Origin of the sequence: Spiroplasma sp. hyd1, assembly GCF_016082235.1 — a bacterium.
GTDB classification, from domain to species: domain Bacteria; phylum Bacillota_I; class Bacilli_A; order Mycoplasmatales; family Mycoplasmataceae; genus Spiroplasma; species Spiroplasma poulsonii.
On record NZ_JXYY01000023.1, the window covers coordinates 1 to 18,401 of the forward strand.

Annotated in this window: 25 protein-coding genes, 2 pseudogenes and 1 riboswitch; of the genes and pseudogenes, 4 read left to right on the plus strand and 23 right to left on the minus strand. The window is 27.4% G+C overall.

Features of this window, described 5'->3' with window-relative positions; translation table 4 throughout:
• Positions 1-25 precede the first annotated feature (25 nt).
• Positions 26-208 (minus strand): hypothetical protein, encoded by a 183-nt coding sequence (locus tag TS70_RS03485; protein WP_232332411.1) that lies wholly within the window; start codon positions 206-208, stop codon positions 26-28.
• Positions 209-466: 258 nt separating this feature from the next.
• Between TS70_RS03485 and TS70_RS03490 the strand changes: the two genes are divergently transcribed.
• The gene (locus TS70_RS03490; RefSeq protein ID WP_198049422.1) at positions 467-1,300 is read left to right on the plus strand and encodes a hypothetical protein; all 834 of its coding nucleotides are present in this window, start codon (positions 467-469) and stop codon (positions 1,298-1,300) included.
• A gap of 216 nt (positions 1,301-1,516) precedes the next feature.
• Here the strand turns inward: TS70_RS03490 and TS70_RS03495 are convergent, their stop codons facing one another.
• From TS70_RS03495 to TS70_RS03510, 4 genes are read right to left on the minus strand one after another with little or no spacing between them, the layout of a single operon-like run.
• A complete protein-coding gene (locus tag TS70_RS03495) occupies positions 1,517-2,062 on the minus strand; it encodes a hypothetical protein (protein WP_198049423.1) in 546 nt (181 codons plus the stop codon).
• Positions 2,063-2,101: 39 nt separating this feature from the next.
• The gene (locus TS70_RS03500; RefSeq protein WP_198049424.1) at positions 2,102-2,362 is read right to left on the minus strand and encodes a hypothetical protein; all 261 of its coding nucleotides are present in this window, start codon (positions 2,360-2,362) and stop codon (positions 2,102-2,104) included.
• Positions 2,363-2,372: 10 nt separating this feature from the next.
• Positions 2,373-2,996: a hypothetical protein gene (locus TS70_RS03505; RefSeq protein ID WP_198049425.1), complete on the minus strand. Its 624-nt coding sequence runs from the start codon at positions 2,994-2,996 to the stop codon at positions 2,373-2,375.
• 6 nt (positions 2,997-3,002) lie between these two features.
• Positions 3,003-4,415: an endo-beta-N-acetylglucosaminidase gene (locus TS70_RS03510; RefSeq protein WP_308699446.1), complete on the minus strand. Its 1,413-nt coding sequence runs from the start codon at positions 4,413-4,415 to the stop codon at positions 3,003-3,005.
• Here TS70_RS03510 and TS70_RS07490 point away from each other — a divergent pair.
• Entirely contained in the window at positions 4,357-4,530 is a 174-nt protein-coding gene (locus TS70_RS07490; RefSeq protein WP_227991182.1) for a hypothetical protein, read from the plus strand. The genes TS70_RS03510 and TS70_RS07490 overlap by 59 nt on opposite strands.
• A 17-nt stretch (positions 4,531-4,547) precedes the next feature.
• Here the strand turns inward: TS70_RS07490 and TS70_RS03515 are convergent, their stop codons facing one another.
• From TS70_RS03515 to TS70_RS08475, 5 genes are read right to left on the minus strand one after another with little or no spacing between them, the layout of a single operon-like run.
• A complete protein-coding gene (locus TS70_RS03515) occupies positions 4,548-5,060 on the minus strand; it encodes a lipoprotein (protein ID WP_198049426.1) in 513 nt (170 codons plus the stop codon).
• Position 5,061: 1 nt separating this feature from the next.
• A complete protein-coding gene (locus TS70_RS03520) occupies positions 5,062-5,406 on the minus strand; it encodes a hypothetical protein (protein ID WP_198049427.1) in 345 nt (114 codons plus the stop codon).
• Positions 5,407-5,434: 28 nt separating this feature from the next.
• The gene (locus tag TS70_RS03525; RefSeq protein ID WP_040093758.1) at positions 5,435-5,935 is read right to left on the minus strand and encodes a hypothetical protein; all 501 of its coding nucleotides are present in this window, start codon (positions 5,933-5,935) and stop codon (positions 5,435-5,437) included.
• Positions 5,925-6,125 carry a hypothetical protein gene (locus TS70_RS03530; RefSeq protein WP_198049428.1) on the minus strand — a complete coding sequence of 67 codons (201 nt, stop codon included), beginning with the start codon at positions 6,123-6,125 and terminating at the stop codon, positions 5,925-5,927. The genes TS70_RS03525 and TS70_RS03530 overlap by 11 nt, the downstream gene beginning before the upstream one ends.
• Positions 6,095-6,430, minus strand: coding sequence for an ATP-binding cassette domain-containing protein (locus TS70_RS08475; RefSeq protein WP_084218031.1), 336 nt, complete (start codon positions 6,428-6,430; stop codon positions 6,095-6,097). The genes TS70_RS03530 and TS70_RS08475 overlap by 31 nt, the downstream gene beginning before the upstream one ends.
• 67 nt (positions 6,431-6,497) lie before the next feature.
• Between TS70_RS08475 and TS70_RS03540 the strand changes: the two genes are divergently transcribed.
• A protein-coding gene (locus TS70_RS03540; protein WP_105628856.1) for an IS5 family transposase occupies positions 6,498-7,333 on the plus strand; the annotation gives its coding sequence in 2 pieces (ribosomal slippage) (positions 6,498-6,894 and positions 6,894-7,333; 837 coding nt in all).
• A 379-nt stretch (positions 7,334-7,712) separates the two neighbouring features.
• Positions 7,713-8,156 (plus strand): annotated as a pseudogene (locus tag TS70_RS03545) (transposase family protein); the annotation flags it as partial.
• A 140-nt stretch (positions 8,157-8,296) separates the two neighbouring features.
• On the opposite strand, the gene TS70_RS03550 reads toward TS70_RS03545, so the two are convergent.
• From TS70_RS03550 to TS70_RS03615, 13 genes and pseudogenes are all read right to left on the minus strand, one after another.
• Positions 8,297-8,527: an ATP-binding cassette domain-containing protein gene (locus tag TS70_RS03550; RefSeq protein WP_198049429.1), complete on the minus strand. Its 231-nt coding sequence runs from the start codon at positions 8,525-8,527 to the stop codon at positions 8,297-8,299.
• Positions 8,528-8,529: 2 nt separating this feature from the next.
• On the minus strand, positions 8,530-8,910 hold the full coding sequence (locus TS70_RS03555; RefSeq protein ID WP_198049430.1) for a hypothetical protein: 381 nt from the start codon (positions 8,908-8,910) through the stop codon (positions 8,530-8,532).
• 21 nt (positions 8,911-8,931) lie between these two features.
• A complete protein-coding gene (locus TS70_RS03560; RefSeq protein ID WP_198049431.1) occupies positions 8,932-9,288 on the minus strand; it encodes a hypothetical protein in 357 nt (118 codons plus the stop codon).
• Positions 9,289-9,598: 310 nt separating this feature from the next.
• On the minus strand, positions 9,599-10,252 hold the full coding sequence (locus TS70_RS03565) for an MBL fold metallo-hydrolase (RefSeq protein WP_198049432.1): 654 nt from the start codon (positions 10,250-10,252) through the stop codon (positions 9,599-9,601).
• A 19-nt stretch (positions 10,253-10,271) separates the two neighbouring features.
• On the minus strand, positions 10,272-10,970 hold the full coding sequence (locus TS70_RS03570; RefSeq protein WP_198049433.1) for a hypothetical protein: 699 nt from the start codon (positions 10,968-10,970) through the stop codon (positions 10,272-10,274).
• Positions 10,971-11,098: 128 nt separating this feature from the next.
• Positions 11,099-11,422: an OB-fold nucleic acid binding domain-containing protein gene (locus TS70_RS03575; RefSeq protein WP_040093776.1), complete on the minus strand. Its 324-nt coding sequence runs from the start codon at positions 11,420-11,422 to the stop codon at positions 11,099-11,101.
• A gap of 182 nt (positions 11,423-11,604) precedes the next feature.
• A complete protein-coding gene (locus TS70_RS03580) occupies positions 11,605-13,002 on the minus strand; it encodes an amino acid permease (RefSeq protein WP_127093255.1) in 1,398 nt (465 codons plus the stop codon).
• A 2-nt stretch (positions 13,003-13,004) separates the two neighbouring features.
• Positions 13,005-14,066: an alpha/beta hydrolase gene (locus TS70_RS03585; RefSeq protein WP_040093777.1), complete on the minus strand. Its 1,062-nt coding sequence runs from the start codon at positions 14,064-14,066 to the stop codon at positions 13,005-13,007.
• A 127-nt stretch (positions 14,067-14,193) separates the two neighbouring features.
• Positions 14,194-15,036 carry a Cof-type HAD-IIB family hydrolase gene (locus tag TS70_RS03590; RefSeq protein WP_127093253.1) on the minus strand — a complete coding sequence of 281 codons (843 nt, stop codon included), beginning with the start codon at positions 15,034-15,036 and terminating at the stop codon, positions 14,194-14,196.
• A gap of 183 nt (positions 15,037-15,219) precedes the next feature.
• Positions 15,220-15,414: riboswitch (cobalamin riboswitch) on the plus strand.
• A gap of 242 nt (positions 15,415-15,656) precedes the next feature.
• A protein-coding gene (locus tag TS70_RS03595) for an IS5 family transposase (RefSeq protein ID WP_105628856.1) occupies positions 15,657-16,492 on the minus strand; the annotation gives its coding sequence in 2 pieces (ribosomal slippage) (positions 15,657-16,096 and positions 16,096-16,492; 837 coding nt in all).
• A 26-nt stretch (positions 16,493-16,518) separates the two neighbouring features.
• Complete coding sequence (locus TS70_RS03600; protein WP_198049434.1) at positions 16,519-16,911, minus strand: hypothetical protein; 393 nt, start codon at positions 16,909-16,911, stop codon at positions 16,519-16,521.
• A gap of 16 nt (positions 16,912-16,927) precedes the next feature.
• Positions 16,928-17,200 (minus strand): Mbov_0395 family pilin-like conjugal transfer protein, encoded by a 273-nt coding sequence (locus tag TS70_RS03605; RefSeq protein ID WP_040094663.1) that lies wholly within the window; start codon positions 17,198-17,200, stop codon positions 16,928-16,930.
• Positions 17,201-18,109: 909 nt separating this feature from the next.
• Positions 18,110-18,401, minus strand: a pseudogene (locus tag TS70_RS03615) (adhesin); the annotation flags it as partial.

The following is an 18,401-nucleotide window of genomic DNA, read 5'->3' on the forward strand; positions in this document are numbered from 1 at the left end:
TTATAAAACCTCAACTTTTTTCTTACTACCCTGCTAATTGAATAATATAATGCGGCTTTGTATTTTTAAATTTTGATTCAAATAAATATAAGAAAAAATATAAGGCGACAATATAGTTTGTTTGCGTTGTAAAAAATGAATAATAATTTGAAACCCGTTCTCCGTAACCCAAATGGGCAAATTTTGGTTGTGGATAATAAATTGCCATTATTAAATCAAGTAATAGAAATAAACTCAGTAAAATTAGCGTAGCTAAACGTAAATAAAAATGTACCCGAGGATTCCATTTAAACATGCCAAAACTCCTTCACAGTCAATATAATACTTATATTCTAGCCTTTTTTGCCCTAAATCACAAGTAAATATAACGAAAAAGATTAGGAAATAATATTAAATCTTAATAAAAAGACTTTCTATGTTTAGAAAAAGTGATAAAATTATATTCAAATAAAGAGGAGGATTTAAAATGTTTAATTTTAACAATGAAAAATTAAACCAGTTAATTGTGAGTTATATAAATTACAACATTGACCCTAAGCATGATAATGATTTGCAAATAACAAAGTTTGATAACAGTAATTTATTTTACCAAATTGATACGCGCAAACTAAAAGATAGCACTAATGGGGTTGTTAGTTTTCATTTAACAACATCAGAACAATTCGCAAAAGCTGGTGAAATTATTGATGAATTTTATTCAGAAAAAACACCCTTCATCTGATGTACCATTACAATTGATAATACTCAGGGTGAACGATCATTTTTTAAAAAAAGCGGATTAAATCATTGGCGAACTGGGAACGGAATGTTATTAGATCTCACAACCTTTTCCACAACAGTTGAATTATCAGAAAATGAAAAATTTATTACTGCAACAGATCTAAAAACTTTAAAAGAAATTAATGATACGAAACTTACCAGTGCTAATAATCTTAAGATTGTTAATGACAATGAATTACCGTTAAAAGATTTACCAACACCAACAAGTACTGCTGCTTTGGACCAAACTTGTAATCTTTGTTATGTTGCAACATTAACAAAAGATGATGTTCCAATAGTAACTGGTATTATTTATTTTGAAGCAGCACTTGCTGTGATTGGTGAAATTATTAGTTATGATAACGAACACCCTAATGATGAGAAAAAAATGTTAAACCATTTATTAAATCAAGCCCAAAAAGCAAAATATCAAAGTGTAGGAATAGTTGCTCCAATTGATAAAGTGCCCCTATACCAAGAACTAGGTTTTAAGCCACAAGATTTATATTTCAACACTTATGTTATGCATTATTCAAAATAATGCATTTTTTTATGTAAATAAATAAAATTAATACTGTCGAATAATTTATTTATTACTCATCTTAATTATTTTTTAATGTCCTTTTTCGATCTTGTTTTGTTAACTTTACCATAATAAAAACCTTTCTTTAAAAAAGAAAGTAATTTTCTGAAGCAAAAAAGGTTTCAGTAATAAAGGTTAAATAAATAAGGGTTTACTGGTAAAAACCAGTAAACCCTACCTTTTAAATCTAGTGACAAAAGCAAAGTATGAACCAACACTAATTGTACTAATAAAAATTAAAGTTCCAAAAATTGGTTGGTAAATTGATGTAAATGCTAAGTTCCGATCAACAGAAGGGACAATTAAGAAAAACCCATTCGAATTATAATTACTTTGTGTGTAAAATATATAAACAATTCAAGTAATATATTTTTGTGGAATAAAATAACCAATGATAATTGCTGGTGTTGTTGCATACGATAAATCAATTAAAAAATCACCGAACAATAACGAAAAAATAAAAATTAAGATATTAATCGTTTGCACAATGTAAATATTTTTTAATGAACCAGCAACTAAAAGCGCTAAGAAGAACATTATTAAAATATTTAAAATAATGCCAAAAAGTCAACCAAATCATTGTGAAAATAATGTAATAAAATTAAATCAATTTTGAACAATATGCTCTTGATGGGTTAAGTCAATTAAGAATAAATAACCCACTATTAACCAAATAATAGCAAAAGTAATCGTAAATAAAACAATTAATAAAGCTGCCATAAACTGAAGTTTATTTAAACCAAAATTTTTTAAATATTTTTAAAAAACCGAATCTCGTCATTCACAAATGATAAATGAACCTAGAAATAACAAAAACAAAGCAGGAATTAGAGTAAATGATGAAATCATAATATAACGACTTGTTTTTAACATTTGTTGATATCAAAAGAAATAAACAAAAGTAATTAAAATAATTGGGGCAACAACCATATAAATATACGTTCGTGATGTTTTTAAAATCGTTTTAAACATATAACTAATACAACGATTAAACATCTTATAATTTTGACTAATTTTCATCAATGCCTCCTTATGATACCCGAACATTAAAGACAAAACCTGTCGTAGCAATGTTATCATTATAAACGGGTTTAATCATCAACTGAATTATTTGCTGAGTATTTGTTAAATTTTTTAAAAAATAATAATTTTGTGTTGTTTCACCAACTCGATATCATTTATTATCTGCAAAATAATATATTGCATAATAATTAAGATTATTTACATTTTGACTTTTTCAACTAAAACGAAGGTTAAATCATTCCTTAGTTAAATTATGTCGTTTAATGGCATATTCAACTCCTGGATTAGTAATATCAACACTATTGGTTTGCTGATTTGTCGCAGTTGCAATGTTAAATTCACCAACATTAAATTTAAAATTCTTGGTTTGTGGTCGAATTTGTAAACCAATTTTTGAAATCCGATTTGTTTTCTTAACATTTCCAATGTGGTTTAAATCAAATGAAATTTTTACTCACCCATCTTTTAATTTTTCCGTTTTGGTTGGGCTAAAAGTTTGCCCCGATGATGCTCCTGTTGTTTGATTAGTTGTTGTAATTCAAAAGTTAACTTCAGCATTACTGTTATTATTTGAACCATCATAATAAATAAAACTAACTTGATGTTGATTACTACTTAAATTAGTTCCCATAATATCTTAGTAATAAACTTTGGTTTGATCTCATTTCGCTGATAAAACTTTTCCTAAACCATCAAAACCACTACCAATCACAATTGAATTTCCTTTTTTATAAACATTATCGTAATCATACATCCCAGTAATATCATTAATATTTAGAGGCTGTTCCTTTTTTGTTTCATCATAAATTTTCCATTGATAAGTTGGAAGAACATCTGTTAATCGGCGGTTTGTTCAAGGATAATCATTTGCTACAACAGCATTTCCTTGTTCATCACGATCAACAAACTTAATTCCACTCCCCATTGAAAAATTAGTTGATTTATTTAAAATTTGATTTTCATCAAATAATGTTGTTCTTTCTTGTACTAAACTACCAACCCCAAAACTAGTTGAATTATAACCATTATTTGATTCGTAATCATAAATATTTTGTTTAAGAAAATCATTAATTGGTCCCTTATTGTTTACTTTAATGCGTGGATCAGCTGCAAATGCTGATGCGATGAAATCAACCTTGGGATCTAACTTAGTATAATCATTGCATAACCTATTTGCTTGTAAACCCTTATCTTTATCACTAATAAACATATTTGTTCCTGAGTAATGAATCATATTAAATAAATTTGAAACCTGTGTTGCAAATAGAAAGGCTCTTGCTTCATCATGAAAGGCTTGTTTTTTAATTCAATTATAAGCATAGTTTCCAAAAATAGAAGTCCCACTATCCATATATGATGAAAAACTTGTATAAACATTTGGATCAAATGTTGGTCGGCCACTCGTAGCTGATAAAGCATAAGCTAACTGGCGAAAATCATATGTCCCACAATATTTTGCATTTGATCATTCAACAATCATTGTATACAAATCCGATGGATGGTAATTTGGATTTTCTTTTAAAAAGGCTCTCGTTTTATCTGGTGTTTCTCCAAAATTTAATTGTACTTGTGTTGGGGTAATAACCCCATTTCGTGGATAACCAGTTGTTGTCATTTTAACCGTTTCTACATCATCATAACCAGTTGCACTTTTTGAAACAGTTGCATCATTTCGATAATATATTATTTGTAATTTTTTAACATCTGGGTCAGTGGCGATCCCAACCTTATAATTAAATTCTTTTAAAATTTGATACATTTCATTATAATCTAAAATGGTTCCATTTAGAAAACTCCCATTTGCTTCATTATTAATAAACCATCCATCAAAACCATTATATTTTGCAATTTTAATTAAGATATCAACAATTTTATATGTTCCATCAGCATTACGCGCTAAAAAATCTTTTAACATTTCTCGAGTTAACCCATGATAACCATCTAAAAAAACATTACCATAAATTGGGGTTCCATTAATATGAGCTGCATCAATGACATCAGCAGGCGGTGGAATGATTGATCCTTCAAATCATGAACCTGATCAATTAATAAATTCATTTACATATTGTCAGTTTAAGTTAGTATTTTCAAAAGGATTTTTTGTACCAACAATTGTATTATCAAAAGTCCGATGTTTTCGTGACGAAAATCCTAACTGATTATAATTAACATTCTGATTTTGTTATTTTGAATTAACCGTTGCAACAAAAGTTCGCTGTTGTAATGGGATTTGCCCTTGATTATATTTTGCATCATAATCTGTTGCTGGATCTCAATTTAAAATTGAATTAAGGCGTAAGTACTTTTGGGCAGCTGAAGTAATTCCAAAATCAGCTACATAATTACCATTTGGCATAAAACCTTTGTTTAATGGTACACCAGTTACCGCTTGTTTCCGAATATTTTGATCCCATTGAAATCCGGTACTAAATTTTGAATAATCTAAATACGAATTTAAATATTGAGGATTAACGGTTCCTAAATCAACTTGATCACTTTTATGATTTAAAATATTTTGTGAATTTTGATTATTAAATAAAAGACCATCACCATATTCTGAACTCTCTCAATTAAAATTAGGTAAACTTTTTAAATAACTACTGCCATCAAGATTTCCAATCGTACAAGCAACAGTTAAAGTAACGGGGGGTGTTATTAATGTAAATAACCCCAAATAAGTAAATATTTTTTTCATCCTATTTTCCTTTCATTCCCCAGTTAAAACAATGTTTTGCCAAGTATCCAAATAAACCAGTAAAAACAATCATCCCCAGTAATGGTTGTCAAAGATTAGTAAATGTAATAAAAGAAACCGTATTATAGTCCTGGATAATTTGACTAATTCCTAACGGATCCATAAACTGATAAGATGTAATTAGCATATTAAATCAAATAAAGTATTTGGCTGGGCACAAGTAGCCAATGATAATAAAAAATCAATGATGATTAGTAATTGTCGGCTGAATTATTACATCTGAAAAAATAATAAAAAATAAGGTAACAATGGCTAAGATTGCAAATGACAAATTACGACTTGACAATGCGGTTGCTAAAAAACATACAAAATAGTTAAAAAAAAGTAAACAAAATAATTCCAAAAAAATATAAAACTCAAATGAATGGCTTAATATTTGACAATAACGCCATTCTAAATCCAAAAATTGGAATTAAAGCATACAAATTATATAACGCAATATTTAATAAGATTGACATTATTGATAATGTTAAATTTAATAAAAAAATAACAAAAATAACATTATATTCTGTTAAATTAATTAGTTTAATTCGTTTTAAAAAGTTCTTTTTTCGTCATTCTAATAAATAAATTCCTAAATAAAAACTACTAGTAAAAACCGAAACGGACAAAAAACTAATTAAAACTGGTGGTAAAACAGCATAATAACTATAAGTATTTCAAAACCATGAACAAATGGCGGACAAAATAACGGAAAAAAGAAAAACAAACATATATGTGCGAGGATTTGTAAAAATAGTTTTAAACAATAAATTATTAGTTTTATTTAATTTTGAAAATAATGGTTTAAGATTAAACTGGATTTTATGATTCATATCCAGCAACATCTTCAAAATAATTAACTAACATTTTCCGTAAACTACCATTATTTTTAATAATTTCTGTAATTGGCTGGTCACTATAAATTTCACCATCTTTTAAAAGCAAAACACGATCACAAAGTAATTCAACTTCTTCTGGTGTATGTGAAACAATTAATAAATTAATTTTTTTTCGTCTTTTCACCTTTTTAAGAAATTAACAAGTTTAATTTGCATTTTTAAATCCAACCCTGTAACTAATTCATCTAAAACAAGAATTTCTGGATCATTTAGAATTGATAAAAAACAATTAAAACGTTGACGTTGCCCACCAGACAAAGATGAAATTTCTTTCTTCAACAAATTCTTCAACTCAAAAGCATCAATTAATGTTTGTCCCTCTAAAGTTGTTAAATAACCACGTCCTTTATAAAATTTAATTAAATCAATTGGGGTTGTTCCTGATGGTCAATAGCCATCTTGAAATTGTACTCCAATTGTTTTTTTAATAGACTTCTTGCGATATCCTTTTTATTAAAATATTATTATAAAATATAATTTATGAGGACATAAAAATATGAACAATAATAAATTTAATACTCTTAATGATAGAGAATGGTTAAGATTAACAGGAATAAAAAAATCCACTTTTAATAAAATGTTAGATATTTTAAAAGTTGCTGAAATAGAAAAATTTAAAAAAGGTGGTAAAACTAATAAATTATCATTAGAAAATAGATTATTGATGACTTTATTATATTGACGAGAATATCAGACTTATTTTCATCTTGGTAAAAGTTTTGATATTAGTGAGGCTAATTGTTATCGTAATATTAAGTGAATTGAAGATATTTTAATTAAAAACTCTGATTTTCAACAACTTGCTGGTAAAAAAGCACTAATAAATGATTATTTTAATGATAAAACTATTATTATTGATGCTACCGAAACTCCAATCCAACGCCCAAAAAAAGACAAAAACAATCTTATTCTGGTAAAAAGAAAAAACACACGATCAAAACACAAGTAATTATCGAACAAGAAACCAAAAAAATTATTGCAACAAGTTTTTCGCTCGGAAAAAAACATGATTATGCTTTATTTAAAGAATCAAAAATCCCAATTTTAAAAAATACCAAATTAATAGTTGATAGTGGTTATCAAGGAATACAAAAAAATCACAATAATGTTCTAATACCTACAAAGAAAACAAAGAAAAACCCTTTAAACAAAGAACAAAAGCAATATAATAGACTAGTTTCAAAAATGAGAATTATTATTGAAAATATTTTTGCTATTCTTAAAAAATTTAAAATTATTACAGAAAAATATCGTAATCGAAGAAAAAGATTTGGTTTAAGATTTAATTTAATTGCCTCAATTTATAATTTACAATTATTATATTTAACATAAAATATTTATTTAAAATTAAATAATTTAAATAATAAATTAATTTTTCGTTGTGGAAAAATATTAAATTTTTAAATAAAAAACATAATTAATTAAAATTATATTTTTCTATTAGTATCTTTTTTACAAATATTTGCAATTTTTTAACAAGTAATGCAAGAAGTCTATTATATTGACGAGAATATCAGACTTATTTTCATCTTGGTAAAAGTTTTGATATTAGTGAGGCTAATTGTTATCGTAATATTAAGTGAATTGAAGATATTTTAATTAAAAACTCTGATTTTCAACAACTTGCTGGTAAAAAAGCACTAATAAATGATTATTTTAATGATAAAACTATTATTATTGATGCTACCGAAACTCCAATCCAACGCCCAAAAAAAGACAAAAACAATCTTATTCTGGTAAAAAGAAAAAACACACGATCAAAACACAAGTAATTATCGAACAAGAAACCAAAAAAATTATTGCAACAAGTTTTTCGCTCGGAAAAAAACATGATTATGCTTTATTTAAAGAATCAAAAATCCCAATTTTAAAAAATACCAAATTAATAGTTGATAGTGGTTATCAAGGAATACAAAAAAATCACAATAATGTTCTAATACCTACAAAGAAAACAAAGAAAAACCCTTTAAACAAAGAACAAAAGCAATATAATAGACTAGTTTCAAAAATGAGAATTATTATTGAAAATATTTTTGCTATTCTTAAAAAATTTAAAATTATTACAGAAAAATATCGTAATCGAAGAAAAAGATTTGGTTTAAGATTTAATTTAATTGCCTCAATTTATAATTTACAATTATTATATTTAACATAAAATATTTATTTAAAATTAAATAATTTAAATAATAAATTAATTTTTCGTTGTGGAAAAATATTAAATTTTTAAATAAAAAACATAATTAATTAAAATTATATTTTTCTATTAGTATCTTTTTTACAAATATTTGCAATTTTTTAACNNNNAAGTAATGCAAGAAGTCTANTCTTTTCATATTTATCATTAACAAACATTACCTTACCAGTTGAAGGTTTTAAAACACCAGAAATAATTTCAACTAAAGTTGTTTTTCCACTCCCATTTGCTCCTAAAAAAGCAACTGATTCACTTTCTTTAATCTCTAAATTAATATCTTTTAAAACATGATTTTTACCATAATGTTTGCTAATATTTTCTAAAATAATCATTTTTACTTTTCCCTCCCAAATACAATGTTATAAACTTTATTGATCATATTTGTCATTACATCATCAAGTTTTAACCGTGGTTTTACTTTTGCAGCGGCAACTGGATCAGGACCTTGTGATCACAACGGGTTATTATCCTTATCACGAGGGACTAATGACCCAAATACATAAAAATCAACATCAATTGATTTTTCAATTGTTCGGCCTAAATCTTGAATTCAAATTTTTGCTCATTGAAAATAAAATCCTGCCTGAAAATACTTCATAACTCATAAGTTTAAATACTCGTTTGGATTAATATTATTATCAGCTGGATCAATAATTTGATTGATTGATATTTCAATAAAATACGAGCGTAAACTTAAGGCCATAAATTTTTGCATATCATAAGAAAAAACAATCTTTTACTCAATATAATCATTAATTTCAGCAAGGGGAAGACCAATTTCATCATAACCCGGTTTACCAATATTTCCTTCAGCTGTATCACGATATTTATCATATTCATTACGATAAAAACTATAAAAACCTTCCATCATTTTCTCATTTGTTGCAACAATTTTTTGTTGAGTGTCATTATATAAAAATTGTCAAATCTTGAATTGACTCATATCTTTTGCTGGTCAACCGCGACTTGGTTCTACAATTTGTTTTAAATTATCTGATGTTTTAAAACTATTATTTGTAAAAAAAATAATAATACTAGCAAGTGAAATAACTAAAAATGAACTTATTAAAATAGCTCATAAATATTTTTTCATATTTTTTCTCCTTTTGTATAAAGTGCTTCAATAATTCATAAACTGTTCATATTGAACCATTTTTAATTATGACAAAAAAAGCAAGCATATGATTATTACTGCTCTCAATTTTGCTCACTTACATTTTAACCTAAATTTTCATATCACAATATAAATAATTAAATATGTTAATTTTAAAAATATTTTTTACAGAAGACATCAATATTAAGAGAAAATTGAAGATAATAGGAATCCTTACATTAATACCTATTAGTAATAATTTAATTATAAAAAATAAAAGTAGTCTCATATTGATGAGACTACTTTTATTTTAAAAATGATCTTCTGTTGGAATTAGGTTTTGGTCAAGGGCATCACGCATTAAAAATGGTTTATTATGACCAGGTAAAACCTGTCATATTGGTTCCAAGTTTGTAATACGACGTAACTCTGTTACAAAGTAATTATCATTACACATTGCTCCCGTATACCCTGGGCTTGCTTTATCAGGCATTAAACTTGCCCCTGTTGTTACTAAGTTTAAGGCTTTAATTCGTAACATTTGTGTTCCGGCGGTATGACCAGGAATATGAAAGACTTCAATTTGATAACCAATTTCTTCGACAACAGTATCACCAATTAACGGAACAAGATTTGTTAATGGATAAACAATGCCTGGTCCTAGAATTTCTCCAGTTGTATCATCAACCTTATGTTGCGATAATAATCGTAAATCAATTTTTTGAATATAAATTTTTAAATCTGGACATTGCTGTAATACATCATCAATCCCATCATAGTGGTCAATATGACCATGGGTAATAAACAAGGCTTTTAAGGTCAGATTTTTTTGTTTAATATATTCGATTGCATCTTTTGCCGCATTTGAGGCATCAATCATAATTGCTTCATTTTGATCATTAATGATTAAATAAACATTTTGATTATCATAAGTTGCATCTACAAAATTTTTCATCTTTGCCATTAGTAGTTCTCCTTCTGTCTTACTCTTCGGTTTCTTTAAACTCTTCAATAAAGTAAGAGTTTGATTCAATGTAATTCAACAAATCTTCAATTAAAAATAAAACGTCATTAATGTTATCGTGATCTAAACCTTTGATTTTACTAATATTCATAACATATAACTTTTGTAATAATTCATGCCCATCATCTTGATTTTCAAGACGATATCCAAATCAACGGGCAATTCCTAAGGCAGCACCACCTAATAAATGGCTTAAAAAAGATTTAACATTAGGATTGTCAATATGTTTATCGTAAAAAGTAGTACGGATATAATTAGTTTTAATTATTTCAGAAATAATTGTCAACAATAAATTCGCATAATCAGTAATCGCAATAATGTTTTCACCATAAGTTTGAACTTCATCATCAATTTTAACAAAAACATTCATAACACCCTTATATAATGCTTTAAAAGAAATAACATCTTTTAATTCATTATTATTCGGAATCATATCATAATAACGTTCAAATCCAATTTTTGTTGCTCATACAGCAGCAGAATAAATGCTTTCAAAAACTTCTTGTGTTGGGCGATATCATTTAAAACGTAAAAAAATTTTTGGATCAACAGCCCCTGTTTCCTTTGCTAAAGCTTCTTGTGTTAGTGTCATCGCCTGTTTATAATTTAATTTTGCGTCTTTTTTCGCCAATACTTTTATTACGTATGTTTTCTCCATAAAACTTCCTTCATCCTCTTAATTTCTATCTTTTGTTATTATACCATTTTTTCAAGAAAAAGTCTTGTTTCAAAACAAAATAAAAACCCGCTATAGCGGGTTTTTGCTTTATTTTAAAAAACAAAGCATTAGTTAGTAAATGAAAATTGACGTACACTATAACGCATTTTTCCAGTAAAACTATTAAGATTTTTACGATAAGAAATGATAACTGATTTAAAATCATCTAGATTAAATTCAGCATTAAATCTTTCTGCTAAATCATTTCATACTACACATTGCACTTCTTCACCATTATCTAAAACTCAAAATTCACATAAATCTCTTGTTTGGCCGTCTTTACTAGTTACTGTTTTTAAAGTAGGTTGTTTATCTGCTAATAAAAACTTTTCGTCGTTAATAATATCATCAGTTCTTTTGGTAAACTTTTGATTCGGTCTATTATTATACACTTTTACGGTCCTCCTTTCTCTTATTCAAATGAATACTTAAAATCATACCTTATATTTTAATTGAAAAAAAGAAAGATTTATTATATTGTCATATGAACAAAACCATTATATCATTAAAATAATTTTAAAAAAAATTATTTTGAAAAAGGTTCATCTTTTTCTACAAAATCATCATTTAATAATTACTGTGAACGTTGTTTTTTAGCGTTACACTTTGTTTCTAATCATTTTTTTAAATAATAAAGTGGATAACCACCTAACATTATTCCCAACACAATAAAACAATTCCATAATTCTCACATATTCGCCGTTACAGTTGCATAATAATACATTGCTAAAATTGAACCAATAAAAGTAATTGTACATGAACTTAATGCTAAAATAACTAAAATAATAAAGACTGGTTTTCGATAAAGGGATTGATACTTAACATCCTTTTGGCGTAAATATATTAAGGTAATCATTGTAATGAATTTTAAAACACTAACAGCAATAATAAAATAATTTGTGACATTAAACAACGATGTTCATAAAATGTAAATAATTGCTAACACGACTAAAAAGAGGATTGCTAAATATGGCATATTAGTTCGTTTCGTTGTCTTTTGAAAAAAGGCAAAAAAATCGTTTTCTTCACTCATTTTAAAAATTAACCGTGAATGATACACTAAAAATGAATTTAATGATCCCACAAAAATAAAAATTGCTAAAATTGAAAATAAATAGTTTAAAAATGATGGAATCGTAGGATTATTACTAATCGCATAATATCATACATTGTTAAAACCCGTTGGTCCTAATCAATTCTGTGGTTTATTAATTGTTAATAATCCAATTGCTAAAATAATATATAATAAAACAATTGCAATTGTCGCGGTAATCATTGCCCGCGGAATGTTTTTCCGAGGATTAATAATTTCCCCACTAACATACGTAATTGCTTCCATCCCCGAATAAGCAAACATTGTCATTGCTGTTGCTGGTAATAATAAAAATGATGAAAGATAAATTTGACTTAAATTTTTATTAATTGTATCATCAGTAAAACTAGCAGTATTACCATAAACCATTGCAATAACTAAAAGCAAAACAATTGGAAATCCTTTTAGTAAAGCAAAAACAATTTGGGAATAACCACTACTTTTTTTAATAAAAATTTGCATAATAACTAACACTAATAAAATTATAATCCCAAATAATTTACCATATCATTGGTTATCTAACTTTAATAAGGTAATTAAAATATTGCCTAGTGCTAAACAAGCAGTTGCAATAGCTGTTGCACTAACAAATAATACCATAATTCAACCAAACCAAAATGAACAAGCATTTCATTTTGCACGTTTAATTCAGTAATAACTTGTCCCATTTTCAGGATACGAAGTAGCTCCTTCGGATAATAATAACATTTCTGGTAAAACTAATAAACCTCCTAAAATTCAAGCAATAATAATTAAAATGGGATTAAACTGTGCTTGAAAAGCAACTTGGCCAAACGAAACTAAAATCGAAGAACCTAATGTTGCTGAAATTGCTAATGCTAAAATCTGTCAAAACCCATATTTTCTTTGTAATTTCATCCTTATTTCCTTTCTTGTTGTGCTAAAAATGTTTTAATAGCCGCAAGATAAACTTGATGCCCTTTTGAAATCGCTTCAACATGGTTAATGTTTAATAAGGATACTAATTCACTTTGACCGGTTGGTTCAAACTTTGCTTTTTGAGTAAAAAATTCTTTACTCATAAAGTAAGGAACAAAATCATCGTAATTACCATGAATAATTAACATTGGAAAATCTTTTAACCGCTTGGTATGTTTTAATAAATTATATTTTCGTAAATTAAAACCAATTTCTTTGTTAAATTTCTTTGTTAAACCAAAGCTAATTAACCACCATGGATGCTGATAACGATATTGCATCACATAACGAAATTGAACTAATAAACTACTAAACCCACAATCACTAATTGCTCAATGAACTAATGGATTTTGATAACCTTCATCAATTAAATATTTTGTTAAACAAGCAGCTCCCATACTATTCCCAATTAATCCAATTTCTTCAACAGAATAACTATCTTGAAGTCATTGAATAACATCACTTAAATTTTGGGCATTCAAATAACCAATAGCGGTATAGTCCCCCGCACTTAAACCATGTGCAACACTATCAAAAGTTAATACATTGTAGCCTTGTTGATAAAAGTAAAATACTTGTCGTAACCCTAAATATTTATTTTCCGTTCAACCATGCAAACCAATTACTCATTTCTTTGAATTAGAATGTTGTAAATAAAGCGCACTAATTGGTGCTTGATGGCGATTTAAAATCGTCACCATTTGCATTGCTGTTTCTTCTTTTTTACTAAAAACAAAATTAAATTGATCTAATTTTTTTGCAATAACATCTTGGTGATATACTTCAAAACTATTAAAATCAAAAGTTGTTGTTTCAATTGTCATTAACCCTTTTCGTTGATAAGTTTGGATAAATGTAAAAAAATCTTTAACATATTTTTTTGATCGAAAATAAACTAACGGAAATAATACTATCACACATAAAATGCGTCATCAATTAAAACAAAATTTATGATAACCATCATTTAATGTTTGCTTACTAGGTGTTTTTTCAATTACTTTCATTTTTTCTTTCCCTTTTTAATATTCTTACTCTAACAAAATTTTTACTAAAAAACAATTTAAAATGTTATTTTTTGCTAAAAAAGTTAGCAAAATGAAATTTATTGCTAACTTTAAGAACTTTTAACTATTATTGTCCAAAAACTACGGTTTCAATAACTTTTGCAATCCCATCATGGTCATTATCATCAGCCACTAAATCAGCGATTGCTTTTACATCATCGGGAGCATTCCCCATTGCCACGCCAATTCCAGCTCACTGTAACATCGCAACATCATTATGTTCATTCCCGAAAGCCATCACATTCTTTGCTGTTAAGTGATATTTTTGACAAATTTGAGCAATGCCAGTCGCTTTATTAATATTACAACTAGTAATTTCTAACGCTGAGCGATCACCACGAATTTCTTGTGAAATTTCAATTTTATCCTTTCATTTTGCAACCAACCGATTAATATCGGAAGTATAACTACTAATATAAATTTTATTAACATTAACATTGAAATTATTTGTATATAAACATGCTGTTACTTCATCTTGTTCTTCGCTAAAAGATGATAAATAATGTTTTGTCATTTTATCTTCAAATCCTTTGCAATGTAATAACATTTTATTAAACGAAGAATGATCAGCATCAAACATAATTAATGTGTCTAAATCAAATGCCAAGACATCAACATAAAGTTCTCGTAGTAATTGTTGATCAAAATAATCACAAAATAAAATTTCTTCAGTGGCATTATTTGCAACAACTGAACCATTTAAACTAACAGTAAAATCATTAATATCCGTTAATCCTAAATTTGTTACAATATGTTTTGTTTGATATAATGGTCGTCCGGTCGCAATTACTAACTTAATATCTTTTGTTGCCAGCCCTTTTAAAACTTCTAATGTATGCGGGGACATTTCGCCAGTTGAATTTAAAGCTGTTCCATCTAAATCAACAGCAATTAACTTAATTTCTGTCATTATCATTATTCTCCTATATAAAATAATTTTAATCTATTTTCTAGTACTTGTAAAAGATATTGTTAAAATTAAAATAATTATTTCTTAGTTTTACCTCTACTAAGTTGTTCTAATCAAAAAAGGAAGCTTGAAACCCTTTTCTAGATAAAATTTTTAGTTTATAATTGAATCGTAAAGCACCACGCTTTCATTTGAATTAACGGTAAACATTTAGGAGCGTTTTGAAAAGGGAATTGAGTTAATATTCTCAAGCTGTCCCAGCAACTGTAATGATGATGAACATGAACATTGTATTTACTCACTGAAAAACTTTTTTGGGAAGAGACAATTAGTAAAATGATTCTAAGCCAGTAGACCTGCCGTTAACTCTTGGTAAAAAAATATCCCTGGGATTGTGATATTTGTGAGTAAATAATTTATTATCATTAAATAATAGTTTGCCTCTCATAAATATATTAGACTTCTTGCATTACTTGTTAAAAAATTGCAAATATTTGTAAAAAAGATACTAATAGAAAAATATAATTTTAATTAATTATGTTTTTTATTTAAAAATTTAATATTTTTCCACAACGAAAAATTAATTTATTATTTAAATTATTTAATTTTAAATAAATATTTTATGTTAAATATAATAATTGTAAATTATAAATTGAGGCAATTAAATTAAATCTTAAACCAAATCTTTTTCTTCGATTACGATATTTTTCTGTAATAATTTTAAATTTTTTAAGAATAGCAAAAATATTTTCAATAATAATTCTCATTTTTGAAACTAGTCTATTATATTGCTTTTGTTCTTTGTTTAAAGGGTTTTTCTTTGTTTTCTTTGTAGGTATTAGAACATTATTGTGATTTTTTTGTATTCCTTGATAACCACTATCAACTATTAATTTGGTATTTTTTAAAATTGGGATTTTTGATTCTTTAAATAAAGCATAATCATGTTTTTTTCCGAGCGAAAAACTTGTTGCAATAATTTTTTTGGTTTCTTGTTCGATAATTACTTGTGTTTTGATCGTGTGTTTTTTCTTTTTACCAGAATAAGATTGTTTTTGTCTTTTTTTGGGCGTTGGATTGGAGTTTCGGTAGCATCAATAATAATAGTTTTATCATTAAAATAATCATTTATTAGTGCTTTTTTACCAGCAAGTTGTTGAAAATCAGAGTTTTTAATTAAAATATCTTCAATTCACTTAATATTACGATAACAATTAGCCTCACTAATATCAAAACTTTTACCAAGATGAAAATAAGTCTGATATTCTCGTCAATATAATAAAGTCATCAATAATCTATTTTCTAATGATAATTTATTAGTTTTACCACCTTTTTTAAATTTTTCTATTTCAGCAACTTTTAAAATATCTAACATTTTATTAAAAGTGGATTTTTTTATTCCTGTTAATCTTAACCATTCTCTATCATTAAGAGTATTAAATTTATTATTGTTCATATTTTTATGTCCTCATAAATTATATTTTATAATAATATTTTAATAAAAAAGGGTATCGCAAGAAGTCTAATATATAAAACCATAAATACCGCGTCCATAATTTTACCAAGCAACCAACTTGGTGCGTCCCCACCACCATCACTCACTGATTGATTATATTGTATAAACATTTCTGAGGAGTGAGTGCTAGTAAAATGATTGATTGTGTCAGGGGTAAATATTGCCATAATCGCGGCGATGATAGCAACAATAATAACCGCTATTAACATCAACGGCAAAAATGATATAATAAGAAAGATAACCATTTTCTTAATCATATTATTGACAATGGCTATGACATTTTTAAATGATGTTGGTTTTATCTTGGCCGATTTGCCAACACGGAAAGGGTTTTTTAACCCTTTTTTATTTTGGACCATATTTTCTTTTCCCCCCTTACGCAATGCCTAAAATAACATCTTTTAGACCCAATACAATTGCACTCGCAAGAATAACAATTCCCAAACAAACCCCCACTCAGGTTACACGAGAAATCGTTTCTCTGCGTTGTTCGGCGTTTTTGGCAAATTTCCCAGCAATGCCATAATATGCCACCATAACAATACCAATTGTTACTGCTAACCCGATTAGAATTGGCATTCCAACGGAAATTATTTTATTGCCGATTTCTTGCAAGCTAGTTGACCCACTTGTCGCTAACAACATCATATCTACCACCTCCTTTCATTTGTTTATCTAATTTCTTTTTCTTTCTAACATCACTAATGCCTTTGCAGAAACCAGTTATAAAACCTAAAAGACCTAGTATTTTTCTAAATACTCACCACGCCGGACNAGCAAAAAGACANATAAGAATAAGCACNGCAAAGAAAATTGTTCAATTCATCTTATTTCCCTCTTTTTGCTTTTTCGGCTTCTTCTTCGGCNTNNATTTCTGCTAAGGCTTTGTCTTCTCTAATTCTTCACGCTTTTTGTTTTTTATCGCGNATTGGTCCTAAAATAAACNGGTCAACCACAAATTTTCATAACAACCACCCAAGAATAACAAGACCCGCCAGCGACCCAACAACAATTCCAACAATTGCTAAACCAGTTAAACCACCTTTTTTATTATCTGGTGCATTACTGTCTTTTATTTGTAAAGTAAATTGTTCTGCTGTGACATTGTTGTATTTAACAATAATGTTGACTTTATCGTTTGGGTTAAACTCAGTTTTGTTTAGTTGAAACGAAACTTTGTTTACATCATAATTGCTAGTATTTACCGCAGGAATTGTGATATCACTTGGAATTTGTTTGTTTAACTGCTCTACGACTTGTTTTTTTGTCAACGGTTCTTTCGAAACAAGTTTACCATTGGTTTTAAACCAATCAGCAAGAGCAGTTGCAAATTGACTATCACTAGCTAGTTGCTGTCAATTTTTACTCTCTTCAAACAATTTATTCAATTGACTAGCACCGTAGCCACGGATATTATCATGTCCATTTGCTTTGGCTCACATTTCAAACTGTTTACCATTATCAGTATCAAAATAATTTGCTACTTGTTTGTCCTTTGCAATTTGTAAATAAACATTATTGGTATGACCTAAGTTATCTGCCAGTTCAACAACATATTTACCCATTTGTTGTTGCCAACTGTGAGCCATCAAGTTTAATCCCACTTGTTGGGTCAATGGTGCTTGATTGTGATGTTTTATTTCATTGCTCATCACAACCATACACAACCCCAGTTATAACACTACTTGGTGTTGGTTTAACCATTGTAATAACACTTTCACTATTCGCATAATAGAATGTGTTAACTGGGTTTGTGAGATTGCTTGTATCAATTTGACCAAGATAATTTTTTATTACCGTTGCATCGGGGGCAGATGGTTTTACATCAATTTTTAAGTCAACCACTGTT